This is a genomic window from Microbacterium sp. NPDC089320 (genome assembly GCF_040684875.1).
GTDB lineage: Bacteria > Actinomycetota > Actinomycetes > Actinomycetales > Microbacteriaceae > Microbacterium.
On sequence record NZ_JBFBGY010000001.1, the window covers coordinates 13,246 to 26,741 of the forward strand.

The window sequence follows — 13,496 nt, forward strand, 5'->3', positions numbered from 1 at the left end:
GCGAGCGTCAGAGTTGCGGTGGCGGCCGAAGGCATGCCGCGACGATAGCGCGCTCGTCGCGGCATGCGCAAATCCGGTGCGTCATCTGCCGGGCGCGTGGGCTGCCGGCGCCGCGAAGAACGCGAGCTCATGAGCGCTCGAGGTCTCGAACGCGCGGAGCATGCGTCGGCGGCCTGCGGCATCCGACTGCGTCGCGGCGTGCATCACATGGTCGATCGCCTGCTCCGTCGCCTTCTCGAAGTCCGGATCGGCATAGGTCGCGAGCCACGACGCGTAGGGATGCTGCGGATCTCGGGCATATGCGCCGAACTCCCCTGCGCGCAGGCGAGTGCCGAGATCGGTGTACAGCCAGAAGCACGGCAGCACGGCGGCGACGAGCTCGGCGTAGTCCCCGCCGAAGGCCACCGAGCGGAGGTGGTCGAGGTATGCGACCGTCGCCGGCGCAGGATCGGCGATGGACGTCGCGGCCGCCACCCCCGCGCCCGGTGTCAGCCACGAAGCGTGGAGCTCGAGCTCTCCCGCGATCGCCCCGTGCGCCGAGTGCGCCCAGAACGCCTGCTCGTGCGGTGTGGGCGCGATCCGCGCGGCCGCGGCGAGCACTCGGGAGTACTCGCGCAGGTACAGCGCATCCTGTCGCAGGTAGAACAGGAACCATTCGCGGTCGAGAGTGCCGTCTGCCAGGGCACGGATGAAGGGCAGCTCGTCGACATCGGCCCGCACGGCGGCGATGTGATCCCACCACCGGTCGCGCAGATCGGCATGCTCGGGTGCGGGCGCGAGTCCCCCTCGTCGCCAGAGCCCGCCGAAGTGGTTCACGGGGCCGTGCCCGCGCCCGACGTCGAGCGCATCGCTGTGCCTCAGCGATTCCCGCAGCCAGGTCCTCGCCGAATCCACCGCGTCGACGGGAGACTCCCCTGCGGCGAGGCGAGTGGCCAGGGCCGACGACAGGGAGCATCCGGTGCCGTGCGTGTTGCGCGTCGCGATGCGCGCCCCGGGGTACCCGCGTCTCACGCCCCGGGACACATCGATCAGCGCGTCCGGAACGTCGTCGCCGCCGAGATGCCCTCCCTTGACGAGCACCGCCCCACCGGTCCGGGCGGACAGCGCGGCCCCGGCCTCCAGTGCGTCGTCCCATCCCGCAACAGGACGATCGGTGAGCGCGGCGAGCTCTGCGAGGTTGGGCGTCACGACATGCGCGCGATCGAGGAGCCCGCGGAGTGCACGCTCGGCATCCTCGTCGAGCAGCCGATCGCCACTGGTCGCGACCATGACGGGGTCGAGCACGACGATCGGCGGACGGACGGCGTCGAGCCACGAGGCGACCGTGTCGATCACGTCCGCGGTGGCCAGCATCCCGATCTTCACCGCATCGATGACGATGTCGTCCGAGATCGCGTCGAGCTGCTGACGGAGGAACTCCGCAGGAGGCACGTGCACCGCGCGCACTCCCCTGGTGTTCTGCGCCGTGAGCGCCGTGACGACAGCCATGCCATAGCCGCCGCTCGCGGCGATCGATTTGAGATCGGCCTGGATCCCCGCCCCGCCTGACGGGTCGCTCCCCGCGACGCTGAGCACACGAGGCGTACCCGATGCCCGCCACCTGCGGAGGAATTCCCGGGCCGTGCGCGTCGGGTCGGCGGCGGCGCAGATGGCGGAGACCACCGCGAGCCCTGCCGCTCCCGCATCGCGAAGATGCTCGATGTCGTCGACGTCCACGCCGCCGATGGCGACGCAGGGCAGCCCCGCCATCGCGGCGAGCGCGCGGAAGCCGTCGAATCCCAGGGCCGGCGGGTGGTCCGGCTTGGTGGTGGTGGGACGGATGACGCCGACGCCGAGATAGTCGACCGTTCCGGTGGGCAGCGCCGACACCGCGGCGAGATGCTCAGGCGTGTTGGCCGTCAATCCGATGATCGCCTCGGGTCCGAGGCGCTCACGTGCCCCCAGCACCGATGCGTCGCCCTGCCCGAGGTGCACGCCGTCGACCCGCGCTCCCCCGGCGCGAGCGAGGATCGCCGCATCGATGCGGTCGTTCACCACGAGCAGAGCACGGCCGTCGATCACTCGCGAGAGCTCGATCAGCTGATCGGCGGTCTCGGCATCCGTCGCGTCCTTGTCGCGCAGCTGGACGATGCGCACGCCACCTTCGACGGCGAGTCGCACCGTCTCAGCGACGCCCCGTTCACCGCAGAGGACGGGATCCGTGACGAGATAGAGCGAGAGGTCGGCGATCACAGCGCGTGCTCCCGCACACGCGCGGCAACAGCCAGGTCTTCCGGCTGCACGGCGGCGAGCGCGTCGAGCAGCGCGACCGCGAAGCTGCCCGGGAGCGAGGCCTGCGCCGCGGCACGCTCCGCGGCGATCGTGTAGACCAGGCTCGCCGACGCGACCGCGGTGAGCGGATCGACGGCGGTGGAGCGTGCTTCGCCGAGGAACGCCGCCATGACGGCACCCAAGGCGCATCCGCCGCCCGTGACCCGGGTGAGCAGCTCATGGCCGTTGGCGATGCGCAGCAGCCGCACACCATCCGTGACCAGATCGACCGGTCCCGACACCGCGACGACCGAACCGTGCCGCGAGGCGAGCGAGAGCGCCGCATCGGCCGCGGCATCGGTCGTGTCCGTCGCGTCGACACCGCGTCCTCCTGCGCTGCGACCTGCGAGGGCGAGGATCTCTGAGGCGTTCCCCCTGATCGCCGTGGGGCCCGCGTCGGCCAGCTCATGGGCGAGAGCGGTGCGCACCGGCAGCGCGCCGATCGCGACGGGATCGAGCACCCACGGCGTGCCGGCGGCGGCTGCTGCTGCCGCCGCTTCGAGGCCGGCCGCTCGCTGCTCCGGAGTCGGCGTTCCGAGGTTGATGAGCAGCCCCGAGGCCACCCCGGCGAACACACCCGCCTCACCGACGATGTCGACCATCGCCGGCGCCGCGCCCAGGGCGAGCAGCACGTTGGCGGTGAAACCCGTGACGACGCTGTTGGTGATGCAGTGGGTCAGAGGCGGACTGTCGCGCAGCCCTGCCAGCAGCTCAGCGGCCGAGGCAGCCAAGGTCGATTCGGAATCCGGACGCAGACGATCGCTCATTGCGACATCCCTTCGCTAGTACGAACTAGATCAGGTTCGACGGGTCTGTTCTCAGCCGCGGATGCGGCACCCCGTGTCACTGCTCGCAGTCTAGCGATGCCCGCGGTCAGTCGAGCAGCTGCAGCAGTGCGATCTCATCGGTGCGGGTCAGTCCGGCCCGGCGCTCGCGGTCGACGCCGCGGGCCTGCTCGTCATCGACCACCGCGGCGATCGTCTCGTCGAGCGGACGCAGCCTGCCTCCGGCCGCGTGGTAGCGCGCGTTCGATCTCGTCATGAATCCCGACATCCCGCTCGGCAGCCACAGCGGCAGCGATCGCTCCCCTGCCCAGTAGGCCACGCCCTTCTCGACGAGCCACTCATCCGTTGCCGTCACGGTGTCCCCGCGGTGTCCGGCACGGCGGCGCACGGCGTCGAGGACGTCGCCCAGCCGGCACCGATCGCCGATCGTGTTGATCACGCCGGTCACCGTCGTCGTCGCGATGAACTCCGCCAGATCCTCGACATCGATCACCTGCACGTCCCGCCCCTCGACGGGCGGGAGCAGCACAGGGGCGTCCTCGGCGCGCAGGAACGCAGCGGCCCAGTATCCGAAGCGATCGCTCGGGTCGCCCTCGCCCACGATCAATCCGGGGCGCACGATCAGGGCGCGATCGCCGAGAGCGCGGACGGCGTTCTCGGCAGCCACCTTCTGCCGACCGTACTCGTCGTCGGCCGTCTCGGCCGGCGCATGCAGCGCCGCCGTCTCGTCTGCGCCGACCGTGTCATCGTCGGAGTACGCCGACATCGACGACACGTAGGTCCATCGATGGGCTCGGTCGCCGAGCGACGCGACGGCGGCGGCGACATGGGCCGCATTCGACGAGACGTCGATCACGTGGTCCCAGTCGCGACCCGAGACCGCGTCATAGGCATCCTCACCGTCGCGATCGGCCAGCACCAGGCTCGCCCCCTCCGGAGACGGGCGCCCTCCCCGAGCGAGGCACATCACGGTCGAGCCGCTCACGAGCAGCCGACGGGCGATGCGTCCGGACAGCCAGCCGGTGCCGCCGAGGATCAGAACATCCGTCATGACCCCATGCCATCATCTTCGCCTGGCGAGGGGAAGAGCCTTCCGCTCATGGCGGATGCCAGGTCAGCTCGAGCGCAGTTCCGTCAGGCCCGGGAGTTCTGGCACCGTCCAGGAGGGATCGGGGCGCCAGTCGCGCCATTCCGACGCGAACGGCCAGTCGCCGTCGTGGAAGGACTCGATCGCCGCGTCCGCGTGTCGTTCGATCTGGGCCGCCTGTTCCGATGTGAGGCGCCCCTGCTCGACCGCCGCGATCACCTCGTCCTCGTCTTTCAGGTGCACCCGGCCGTCGGCCTCGATCTCGACGTCGAGGATGTGATCCGACGAGTACGTGTCGCGGTCGGTGCGCAGATGCGCATTCTCGAGGTTCACGTACCACCCCGCGAACTCCCACTCCGGACCGCTCACGTCGCTCCAGAAGAGCCACACCGACCAAGCCACTCCCGCCGGTGCGATCCGGAGGATGCCGTTGCCCCACCATTCCTCGACGATCCGTGTCCGCGGATCCAGCCATCGCCGCTCGAGCGGAACCGTGCGGATGCGCTCGCCCGTGGGAGTGCCCTGGCCCTCCTGGAGGGTGCCGGGAGCCAGCCAGGCGACCAGGCCCCGCTCATCGTCGCGCACAACCCGCATCGGCGTGATGGTCGACGCGTCGCCGGGCTGCCAGCCGGGCTTGCGGTAGTGCCAGGAGATCTGGTCGCCCGGCTCGAGGAACGGCGCCTCCCCCATCGGCCGGACGCCGTCGGGAACCGCCGCAGGCGTGCTGTGGGGAAGGATGCTCATTCCGACACGGTACCCGGCGTCCGCGCCGAGTTCCGTTCGGCTCGGCGGGGCGGTCGTATTGGTGGCGGGACGCGGGCCCGGGCCCCCCCCCACCCGGGGGGGCCGCGGCGGGCGGGGCGTGACGCCCCCCCCCCCGCACCCCCGCCCCGGCCCCGCGCACCGCGCGGCGTGGTCTCCCGCCCCCCCCCCCCCCGCGCGCGGCGGCGCGGGGGGGGGGGGGGGGGGTGGGGGGGGGGGGGGGGGGGGCGCGCCCCCCCCCCCCCCCCCCCCCACCACTCGGGTGCGGTCCGCGTGCGCGGATCAGTGCCGCCGCCGCGCCGTCAGTCGCGCAGGGACGCGTCGAAGCGCTCGGCGGCGACAGCGACACCGGCGAGCTTCGCCTCGGTCGCCTCGGCGGCGGTGAGGGTGCGATCATCGGCGCGGAATCGCAGCGCGAAGGTGAGGCTCTTCTGTCCCTCTGGGACGCCCTCTCCGCGGTAGTCGTCGACGAGGCGGATCGACTCGAGAAGCGCGCCGGCGCCCTCGGTGAGCGCAGCGCGCACGTCGCCCGCCGGCACGTCGGCTCCGAGCACGAGCGACACGTCCTGCGTGGCAGCGGGGAACGTCGACAGCGAGGCCGCGACGGCACGGGCGCCGCCGAGCGCGAGGATGCCGTCGAGGTCGAGTTCGAGCACGGTGGCGCGACCGGGAAGATCTGCGCCGGCAGCCACGTCGGGGTGGAGCTCCCCGACGTAACCGATCTCGACATCACCGACGCGCAGCACACCCGTGCGTCCGGGGTGCAGCGCCGCGCGCTGCCCCTGCACCACATCGAGGTCGACACCGGCTGCCGCCGCGATGACCCTGGCGGCGTCGAGAGCTTCGGAGAGCCCGTACGGCTGCGCCGCGCGTCCCGGCTGCTTGGCCACGACGTTGCCCGTGAACAGCGCTGCGACATGGCGGTGCTGCGGCGGGATCGACGCGTTCAGCGCGGCGAGCGTCTCGTCCGACGGACGCACACCCAGCGGGGGCACCTCGTCGGTGCCGTACTCGACGCCGGGCTCGGGCAGGAACACGACCCCCGTCTCGAACAGCGCGAGGTCGGTGAGGCCGCGCGAGATGTTGCGGTGCGCGGTCTGCAGCAGGCCGGGGATCAGCGATCGACGCAGGAACGGTGCGGAGCCGTCGAGCGGGTTCGCGAGCCGGATGCTGGGCAGATGCTCACCCGACGCCGACCCGTGCTGGTCGTTCTCGGCCTCGGTCGTGAAGGGGAATGAGGGCGTCTCGACGAGACCGGCGGCCGCCAGCGCGTCGGCGACACGGCGACGACCCTGCTGGTGTGCGGTGAGACCCCGGCCGGACGGAGGTGTCGGCAGCACCGAGGGGATCCGGTCGAGACCGTGGATGCGAGCGACCTCTTCGGCGAGAGACCACTTGTCGGTGAGGTCGGGGCGCCAGGTCGGCGGGATGACGGTCCACCCGGCATCTGACTCGGAGACCTCACCGCCGATGGTCGTGAGCGCGCCGACGATCTCGTCGTCGGAGTAGTCGACGCCGATGAGCCCCTGCACGAATCCGCGCGGGAGCTCGATGTCCGCGACGAAGACCTCGGCGAACAGGGCGCCGCCCTCGTCGGTGAGCGTGCCACCGGCGAACTCGACCATCAGGTCGGCGGCCCGGCGGGCGGCCACGAACGGCACGAGCGGGTCGACGCCGCGTTCGAAGCGCTTGGAGGCCTCGCTGGGCAGCTTGTGCCGGCGCGCGGTGCGTGCGATCGTGACGGGGTCGAACGTGGCGGCCTCGATCAGGACGTTGCGCGTCGTGTCGCTCATCTCGGTCGTGCCGCCGCCCATCACGCCGGCCAGACCGATGGGACCCGACTCGTCGGTGATCAGGAGATCCTCGACGTGCAGCGAGCGCTCCTGACCGTCGAGAGTCGTCATCTTCTCACCGGCGGTCGCGCGGCGCACCGTGATGCCGCCGGACAGCCTGTCGAGGTCGTATCCGTGCAGCGGCTGCCCGAGTTCGAGCATCACGTAGTTCGTGATGTCGATCAGGATGCCGAGGGAGCGCATGCCCGCGAGAGACAGACGCGCGATCATCCACGGCGGAGTGGGGCGGGAGGGGTCGACGTCGCGGACGACGCGGGTGACGAACTCGCTCGCCCCGACGCGGCCGCGCACGGGCGCTGTGTCATCCACGATCGCCGTGTGACCCGTGCCCGGCTGGAGCTCGGCGAAGTCGCGCTCGGCGGGGTCGCGGAACGGCGCCCCGGTGGCGTGCGAGTACTCGCGGGCGACACCGCGCAGCGAGAACGCGTATCCGCGATCGGGCGTGACGTTGATCTCGACCGCGACATCGTCGAGTCCGAACAGGCTGATGGCGTCGGTGCCGACCGGAGCGTCGATACCGAGGTCGGCCAGCACGAGGATGCCGTTGTGCTCGTCGCCGAGACCCAGCTCTCGCGCCGAGGCGATCATGCCGTCGGAGACATGGCCGTAGGTCTTGCGCGCGGCGATGGGGAACGGACCGGGAAGCACGGCTCCGGGCAGGGTCACGACGACCTTGTCTCCCGCGACGAAGTTGTGCGCACCGCAGACGATTCCGCGGACTCCTCCGTTCGCCTCGCCGACATCCACCTGACACCAGTTGATCGTCTTGCCGTTGGACTGCGGCTCGGCCTCGAGCGAGACGACCTGTCCGACGACGACGGGACCGGAGATCTCGAAGCGGTGGACGTCCTCCTCCTCGAATCCGACCGTCACCAGCGCGGCGAGGACGTCTTCGGGCGTCGCATCCGCTGCCAGATCGACGTACTCACGCAGCCACGAAAGCGGGACGCGCATCACACCACCATCCCGTACTGCTCGCTGAAACGGACATCGCCCTCTGCCATGTCCCGCATGTCCTGCACATCACTGCGGAACATGAGTCCTCGCTCCACACCCATGCCGAACGCGAAGCCGCTGTACACATCGGGATCGATCCCCGCCGCACGGAGCACATTCGGGTTGATCATGCCGCAGCCGCCCCACTCGATCCAGCGCGCGCCGCCCTTGAAGGTCGGGTGCCAGAGGTCGAGCTCGGCCGAGGGCTCGGTGAAGGGGAAGAAGTTCGTGCGGAAGCGCGTCTTGGCCTCGGGGCCGAAGAGCTGACGCGCGACGTGGTCGAGCGTTCCCTTGAGATGCGCCATCGAGATGCCCTTGTCGACGACGAGTCCTTCGAACTGCGTGAAGACGGGCAGGTGCGTCGCGTCGAACTCGTCGGTGCGGTACACACGGCCCGGGCACAGGACGTAGATCGGCACGTCGCGCTCGAGCATCGATCGCACCTGCACGGGACTCGTGTGCGTGCGCATCACGAGGTGGCGCGAGGGCGGATCGACGTAGAACGTGTCCTGCTCCTGGCGGGCAGGGTGGTCGACATCGAAGTTCAGGGCGTCGAAGTTGAACCACTCGTGCTCGAGCTCGGGTCCCTCCGCGATCTCCCAGCCCATGCCGACAAAGATGTCCGAGATCTGCTCGCTCAGCAGGGTCAGCGGATGCCGCGCTCCGACGCGCGTCCGCGAGGGAATCGCCGTGATGTCGAGGCGCTCGGACTCGAGGCGCGCCTCGACCTCGGCGGCGGCGAGCTCCTCCTCCTTGGCGGCGAGCGCTTTCGTGACCTGGCCGCGGCCCTGGCCGACGAGCTTGCCGAAGGCGGCCTTGTTCTCGGGAGCCACCTGACGCATCGAGGCGTTCAGGACGGCGAGCGGCGATCCGTCGGCGACATGCGCGGCACGGGCGGCTTTCAGTTCAGTCGTATCGGCGGCCGCGGCGATCGCTTCGAGCGCGGCCGCGACGGCGGCTTCGACCGCTTCCGGGGTGATTTCGGGAGACTCAGACACGAGACAGGAGTCTACCGGCGCGAGGCGGTCGCCCCGCGCCGGTGGACGTCACTTCGGATCGGAGCTGTCCAGCCCGCCCACCCCCCCGGTGCCGCCGAAGCCGCTGCCTCCGCGCTGCAGGGTGATGAGCTCGGTGTCGGTGCCGTCGCCATGCTGACGAGGATCCTCGGCAGCATGGATCGCCTTCACCTTGGGCGAGCGTCGGGTCTGGATCTCCACCCATCTCGCGATGCCCGACAGGATGAGGCACATGACGATGTAGATGCCGCCGATGACGAAGGCGGACTGCAGGATCGGGCGGCCCTGCTGCGACGTCAGCTGCTTCGCGTAGTACAGCAGCTCGGGGTAGGTGATGATGAAGCCGAGAGCGGTGTCCTTCATCGTGACGACCAGCTGCGCCACGATCACCGGGAGCATCGCCCTGATCGCCTGCGGAAGCAGGATGAGACGCATCACGCCGCTCTTGCGGAGTCCGATCGCGTAGCCCGCCTCCTTCTGCCCGCGGGGCAGGGACTCGATACCGGCCCTCAGCACCTCGGCGAGCACGGAGCCGTTGTACGCCATCAGCGCGATCACGACGGCCCAGTAGGGATCCATCTTGATGCCGACCACGGGAAGCCCGTAGTAGAGCAGCATCATGAACACCAGCACCGGGACGGCACGGAAGAGCTCGGTGACGGCTGTCACCGGGATACGGACCCACGCGTGCTCGGAGAGCCGGCCGATGGCCAGCACGAAGCCGAGGACCACGCTGAGGACGGCAGCGAGAGCGAACGCGGCGAGCGTGTTGCCCAGGGCCTTGAGGATTCCCATCCACACGTTGGAGAACGTGAACACGTACCACTTCTCCGCCGAGAACTGGCCCGTCTCCACCATCCTGAACACGACGAAGCCGACGGCGGCTAGCACGAGGACGACGGTGGCGACCGCGATCACCCGGTTGCGAGCGATCGCCCGGGGTCCGGGGACGTCATACAGTACAGAGCTCATCGCGCGATCCTCCAACGGTTCTCGAGATATCGCTGCAGCCAGCTCAACAGCAGCACCAGGACGACGAACACGACCGCGACCCACAGGAGGACCTCCATCGGGTTGCCGGGGCGGTCCGCCGAATCGTTGATCGTCGATCGGAGGGCCGCGAGCTCGGCGACCGAGAACCCGGCCGCGACGGTCGTGTTCTTCAACAGCGCGATGAACACGCTCATCATCGGCGGCACGACCGACCGGAAGGCCTGCGGCAGGATCACCAGACCCATCACCTGTCCGAAGGGGAGCCCGATCGCTCTGGCCGCCTCGGCCTGACCGACGGGGACGGTGTTGATACCCGCCCTCAGCACCTCGGCGACGTAGGTCGCCGTGTAGATGCCGATGGCGAGGATGCCGAGCACGAGGTTCGACAGTTCAGGCAGCCCGAGTTGCGGGTATCCGAAGACGAAGAAGAAGAACACGAGGGTCAGAGGGGTGTTGCGCACGGTGTTCACGTACACCGTGCCGACGCCGCGGGCGATGGGCACCGGTGAGACGCGCATCGCCCCCACGATCAGACCCAGGATCAGCGCGATGATCCCGCCCCCGAAGAACACGATCAGCGTGTTGCTGATCGCCTGTCCCCAGAGGTCGAGGTTGCCGAAGATGACGTCCACGCCACCCTCCCTTCTTCAGAGTGAATGGGCGGCCTCCCTGAGGAGGCCGCCCATGTCGATCAGTACGCGTCGACCTCGGGCTGTTCGACCTCGATGCCGCTGGAACCGAGGTTCGCGTCGAAGATCGCCTGCCAGATGTCGCCACCGTCGGTGAAGAGCTCGTTGATGTGCGCGCGCAGCGCGTCGTCGCCCTTCGTGAGGCCGACACCGTAGCGCTCCTCGGTGAAGAGTCCGCCCGTGACCTTGACGTCGTCGGGGTACTGAGCCGCGTAGCCGATCAGGATCGCCTGGTCGGTGGTGACCGCGTCGACCTTGCCGTCGATCAGGTCCTGCACGCAGGCGGAGTACAGGTCGTACTCCTGCGTCTTGATGTCGGGGAAGTTCGCCTTGATGTTCTGGATCGGCGTCGAACCGGTCGCGGAGCAGACGGTCTTTCCGTTGAAGTCCTCGAGCGCCTCGGCGTCATCGGCATCCGCGGCGACCAGGAGACCCTGACCGGTGATGAAGTACGGACCGGCGAAGTCGATGAGCTCCTTGCGCTTGTCGTTGATCGAGTAGGTGCCGACGTAGTAGTCGATGTCGCCGTTCGTGATCGCCTGCTCGCGGTTCGCCGAGGCGATCGGCTTGAACTCGATCTTGTCCTCGTCGTAGCCGAGCGATGCGGCGATCCAGCGGGCGATGTCGACGTCGAAGCCGGTGCGCTCGCCGGTCGTCACGTCGAGGTAGCCGAGACCGGGCTGGTCCTCCTTGACGCCGACGACGACCTTGTCGCGCTCCTGGATGGCGTCGAACGTCGGGCTGCCCTCGAGCTGCACGTCGTCGGCGACCTCGAACCAGGTGGAGTCCTCGCCCTCATCGCTGCCTGTTCCGGCGCCGGGGCTGGACGGGCTGCCGCTGTTGCAGGCGGTCAGCGCGAACAGTGCAACCGTCGCGATCCCGATTCCTGCCAGTGTCCGTGTGCGTCGCATGTGCGTCTCCTTGATGTGCTGTGTGTGCAAAGGTCTGTGAGGCTCGTCAGTGCGTGAGGAGCTTGGAGAGGAAGTCCTTGGCGCGGTCGCTCTTCGGGTTGGTGAAGAACTCCTCGGGGGTCGCCTCCTCGACGATCTTCCCGTCGGCCATGAACACGACTCGGTTGGCGGCCTTGCGCGCGAATCCCATCTCGTGGGTCACGACGATCATCGTCATGCCGTCGCGGGCGAGCTCGACCATGACGTCGAGGACCTCGTTGATCATCTCGGGGTCGAGGGCGCTGGTCGGCTCGTCGAAGAGCATGACCTTGGGCTGCATGGCCAGGGCGCGAGCGATCGCGACACGCTGCTGCTGTCCACCCGAGAGCTGCGCGGGAAGCTTCGAGGCCTGCTGGGCGACGCCGACGCGCTCGAGCAGCATCATCGCCTCCTTGTCGGCATCGGCCTTCTTCATGCCGCGGACCTTGATCGGGCCGAGCGTCACGTTCTCGAGGATCGTGAGGTGCGCGAAGAGGTTGAACGACTGGAACACCATGCCGACGTCTGCGCGCAGATTGGCGAGTCCCTTGCCCTCGGCGGGCAGGGCCTTGCCGTCGATGCTGATCGTGCCGCTGGTGATCGTCTCGAGGCGGTTGATGGTGCGACACAGTGTCGACTTGCCCGAGCCGGAGGGCCCGATCACCACGACGACCTCGCCGGCATTGACCGTGAGGTCGATATCCGTGAGCGCCTGGAAGTCGCCGTAGTGCTTCTGGACGTTGTCGACAACGACGAGGGGCTTACCGGTGGTCATCATTTCTCCAAACTAGCCAGGTCGCTCACGCGGCTCCACAGTGATGCATCGACATTTACACGTTCGTAACCACGCGACGGGGCCGATCCCGCCCGAGCACCGGAGTGCCCCACGGTCCGCCCCCGCGGACCGTGGGGGCGTCCCTGCTGCTCCGTTCCTCCCCCGAGTAGAACGTGGCAGCAAGCCTCCGACCGGATCCGATCGCAGGACGACCGGGGAGAGTGGCCGAGTCCGCGCCGCGATGAGGGGCGTGGGCTCTGTGGCATCTGACTTCTCCGTCGAATCGAGCGCGATCGACCCCCACATTGGCAGAGTGGCCCGCCGCCATGAGAGTTCTTGAGGATTTCTTGAGGCCTCAGTCGCGCTGGTCCCGGTAGTACTCGATCGCTCCGGGATGCAGGTCGACCGGCCCCGTGAAGATCGCCTGTCTGCGATCGAGCAGCGAGGCGACCGGAACCTGCCGAGCGATGGCGGTCCGAGCCTCGAAGAGTCTCGTGAGAACGTCCCGCACGACGCCGTCCGGAGTGGCGGCAGAGGTGACCAGGTAGTTCGGCACCGCCATCGTGGTCGTGGACTCGTCGAGTCCGTAGAGCCCGACGGGGAAGTCGGACGGACGGTACGCGTCGGAGTATCGCGCGTTGATCGTGGCGACCCACGTCTGTTCGATCGGCACCAGCCGCACGGGGGTCGTCGTCGCGAGCTCTGCGATGCCGGGCGTCGGGATTCCTCCCACCCAGAAGAATCCGTCGATGTCGGATCTCTCGAGCGCGTCGATCGACTCACCGAGATCGAGCTGAGGATCGGTGATCGTAGTGATGTCGACCTCCGCGGCATCGAGTGCTCGCGCCGCGATCACATTGACGCCGGAGTTCTCCGCTCCGAGCGACACGGTCCGGCCCGCGAAGTCGGCCAGTGTGTCGATCTCCGAGTCCGCGCGCACGACCACATGGAGGTACTCGTCATAGAGGCGAGCGACGGCCGTCACCGGCAGGGCCTCGTCGAAGGCTCCCACTCCGGCCACGGCGTCCGCCGCGGCATCCCCCTGCGCGAATCCGAGGAGGGCCTCCCCCGAACTCACACGCAGGAGGTTGTCGACCGACCCGGCGGTCTCTTCAGCCGCCACGCGAACACCCAACGACTCCGACAGCTCGTGAGCGAGTTCCGTACCGTAGGCGTCATAGACCCCGTTGGATCCCCCGCCGGCGATCTCGTACGCGGAGTCGTTCCAGTCGGCCGAGCGTGTGCTGCATGCGCTTGTCACGGCAGTGAGCACCAGGACGAGTGCTGTGGCCACCGCTCCC

Annotated in this window: 11 protein-coding genes and 1 riboswitch; all 11 genes read right to left on the reverse strand. The window is 69.2% G+C overall.

Going from position 1 to position 13,496, the window contains the following annotated elements; translation table 11 throughout:
- Positions 1-81: 81 nt before the first annotated feature.
- A complete protein-coding gene (locus AB0N61_RS00070; RefSeq protein ID WP_363360881.1) occupies positions 82-2,232 on the reverse strand; it encodes a bifunctional hydroxymethylpyrimidine kinase/phosphomethylpyrimidine kinase in 2,151 nt (716 codons plus the stop codon).
- The gene (gene thiM, locus AB0N61_RS00075) at positions 2,229-3,077 is read right to left on the reverse strand and encodes a hydroxyethylthiazole kinase (RefSeq protein WP_363360883.1); all 849 of its coding nucleotides are present in this window, start codon (positions 3,075-3,077) and stop codon (positions 2,229-2,231) included. Before thiM ends, AB0N61_RS00070 begins: the two co-directional genes overlap by 4 nt.
- A riboswitch (TPP riboswitch) is annotated at positions 3,068-3,161 on the reverse strand. (Overlaps the previous gene by 10 nt.)
- A 22-nt stretch (positions 3,162-3,183) precedes the next feature.
- Positions 3,184-4,146: an NAD-dependent epimerase/dehydratase family protein gene (locus AB0N61_RS00080; RefSeq protein WP_363360885.1), complete on the reverse strand. Its 963-nt coding sequence runs from the start codon at positions 4,144-4,146 to the stop codon at positions 3,184-3,186.
- A gap of 63 nt (positions 4,147-4,209) precedes the next feature.
- Positions 4,210-4,926 (reverse strand): DUF402 domain-containing protein, encoded by a 717-nt coding sequence (locus AB0N61_RS00085; RefSeq protein WP_363360887.1) that lies wholly within the window; start codon positions 4,924-4,926, stop codon positions 4,210-4,212.
- A 320-nt stretch (positions 4,927-5,246) separates the two neighbouring features.
- Positions 5,247-7,751: a phenylalanine--tRNA ligase subunit beta gene (gene pheT / locus AB0N61_RS00090; protein ID WP_363360889.1), complete on the reverse strand. Its 2,505-nt coding sequence runs from the start codon at positions 7,749-7,751 to the stop codon at positions 5,247-5,249.
- Positions 7,751-8,791 carry a phenylalanine--tRNA ligase subunit alpha gene (pheS, locus tag AB0N61_RS00095; protein WP_363360891.1) on the reverse strand — a complete coding sequence of 347 codons (1,041 nt, stop codon included), beginning with the start codon at positions 8,789-8,791 and terminating at the stop codon, positions 7,751-7,753. Before pheS ends, pheT begins: the two co-directional genes overlap by 1 nt.
- Before the next feature lie 48 nt (positions 8,792-8,839).
- Positions 8,840-9,781 carry an amino acid ABC transporter permease gene (locus tag AB0N61_RS00100; RefSeq protein WP_363360893.1) on the reverse strand — a complete coding sequence of 314 codons (942 nt, stop codon included), beginning with the start codon at positions 9,779-9,781 and terminating at the stop codon, positions 8,840-8,842.
- Positions 9,778-10,434: an amino acid ABC transporter permease gene (locus tag AB0N61_RS00105; RefSeq protein WP_167947702.1), complete on the reverse strand. Its 657-nt coding sequence runs from the start codon at positions 10,432-10,434 to the stop codon at positions 9,778-9,780. The genes AB0N61_RS00100 and AB0N61_RS00105 overlap by 4 nt, the downstream gene beginning before the upstream one ends.
- A 59-nt stretch (positions 10,435-10,493) precedes the next feature.
- Complete coding sequence (locus AB0N61_RS00110; RefSeq protein ID WP_167947704.1) at positions 10,494-11,402, reverse strand: glutamate ABC transporter substrate-binding protein; 909 nt, start codon at positions 11,400-11,402, stop codon at positions 10,494-10,496.
- Positions 11,403-11,448: 46 nt separating this feature from the next.
- Complete coding sequence (locus tag AB0N61_RS00115) at positions 11,449-12,195, reverse strand: amino acid ABC transporter ATP-binding protein (protein WP_167947706.1); 747 nt, start codon at positions 12,193-12,195, stop codon at positions 11,449-11,451.
- A 355-nt stretch (positions 12,196-12,550) separates the two neighbouring features.
- Positions 12,551-13,489, reverse strand: a complete 939-nt coding sequence (locus AB0N61_RS00120) for a TAXI family TRAP transporter solute-binding subunit (protein WP_363360896.1) — start codon at positions 13,487-13,489, stop codon at positions 12,551-12,553.
- Between the last annotated feature and the right edge of the window lie 7 nt (positions 13,490-13,496).

Bases quoted from the DNA above. Each gene is read 5' to 3' on its own strand.
- thiM (WP_363360883.1), bottom strand. From the start codon at position 3,077: ATGAGCGATCGTCTGCGTCCGGATTCCGAATCGACCTTGGCTGCCTCG.
- AB0N61_RS00080 (WP_363360885.1), bottom strand. From the start codon at position 4,146: ATGACGGATGTTCTGATCCTCGGCGGCACCGGCTGGCTGTCCGGACGC.
- AB0N61_RS00085 (WP_363360887.1), bottom strand. From the start codon at position 4,926: ATGAGCATCCTTCCCCACAGCACGCCTGCGGCGGTTCCCGACGGCGTC.
- pheT (WP_363360889.1), bottom strand. From the start codon at position 7,751: ATGCGCGTCCCGCTTTCGTGGCTGCGTGAGTACGTCGATCTGGCAGCG.
- AB0N61_RS00100 (WP_363360893.1), bottom strand. From the start codon at position 9,781: ATGAGCTCTGTACTGTATGACGTCCCCGGACCCCGGGCGATCGCTCGC.
- AB0N61_RS00110 (WP_167947704.1), bottom strand. From the start codon at position 11,402: ATGCGACGCACACGGACACTGGCAGGAATCGGGATCGCGACGGTTGCA.
- AB0N61_RS00115 (WP_167947706.1), bottom strand. From the start codon at position 12,195: ATGACCACCGGTAAGCCCCTCGTCGTTGTCGACAACGTCCAGAAGCAC.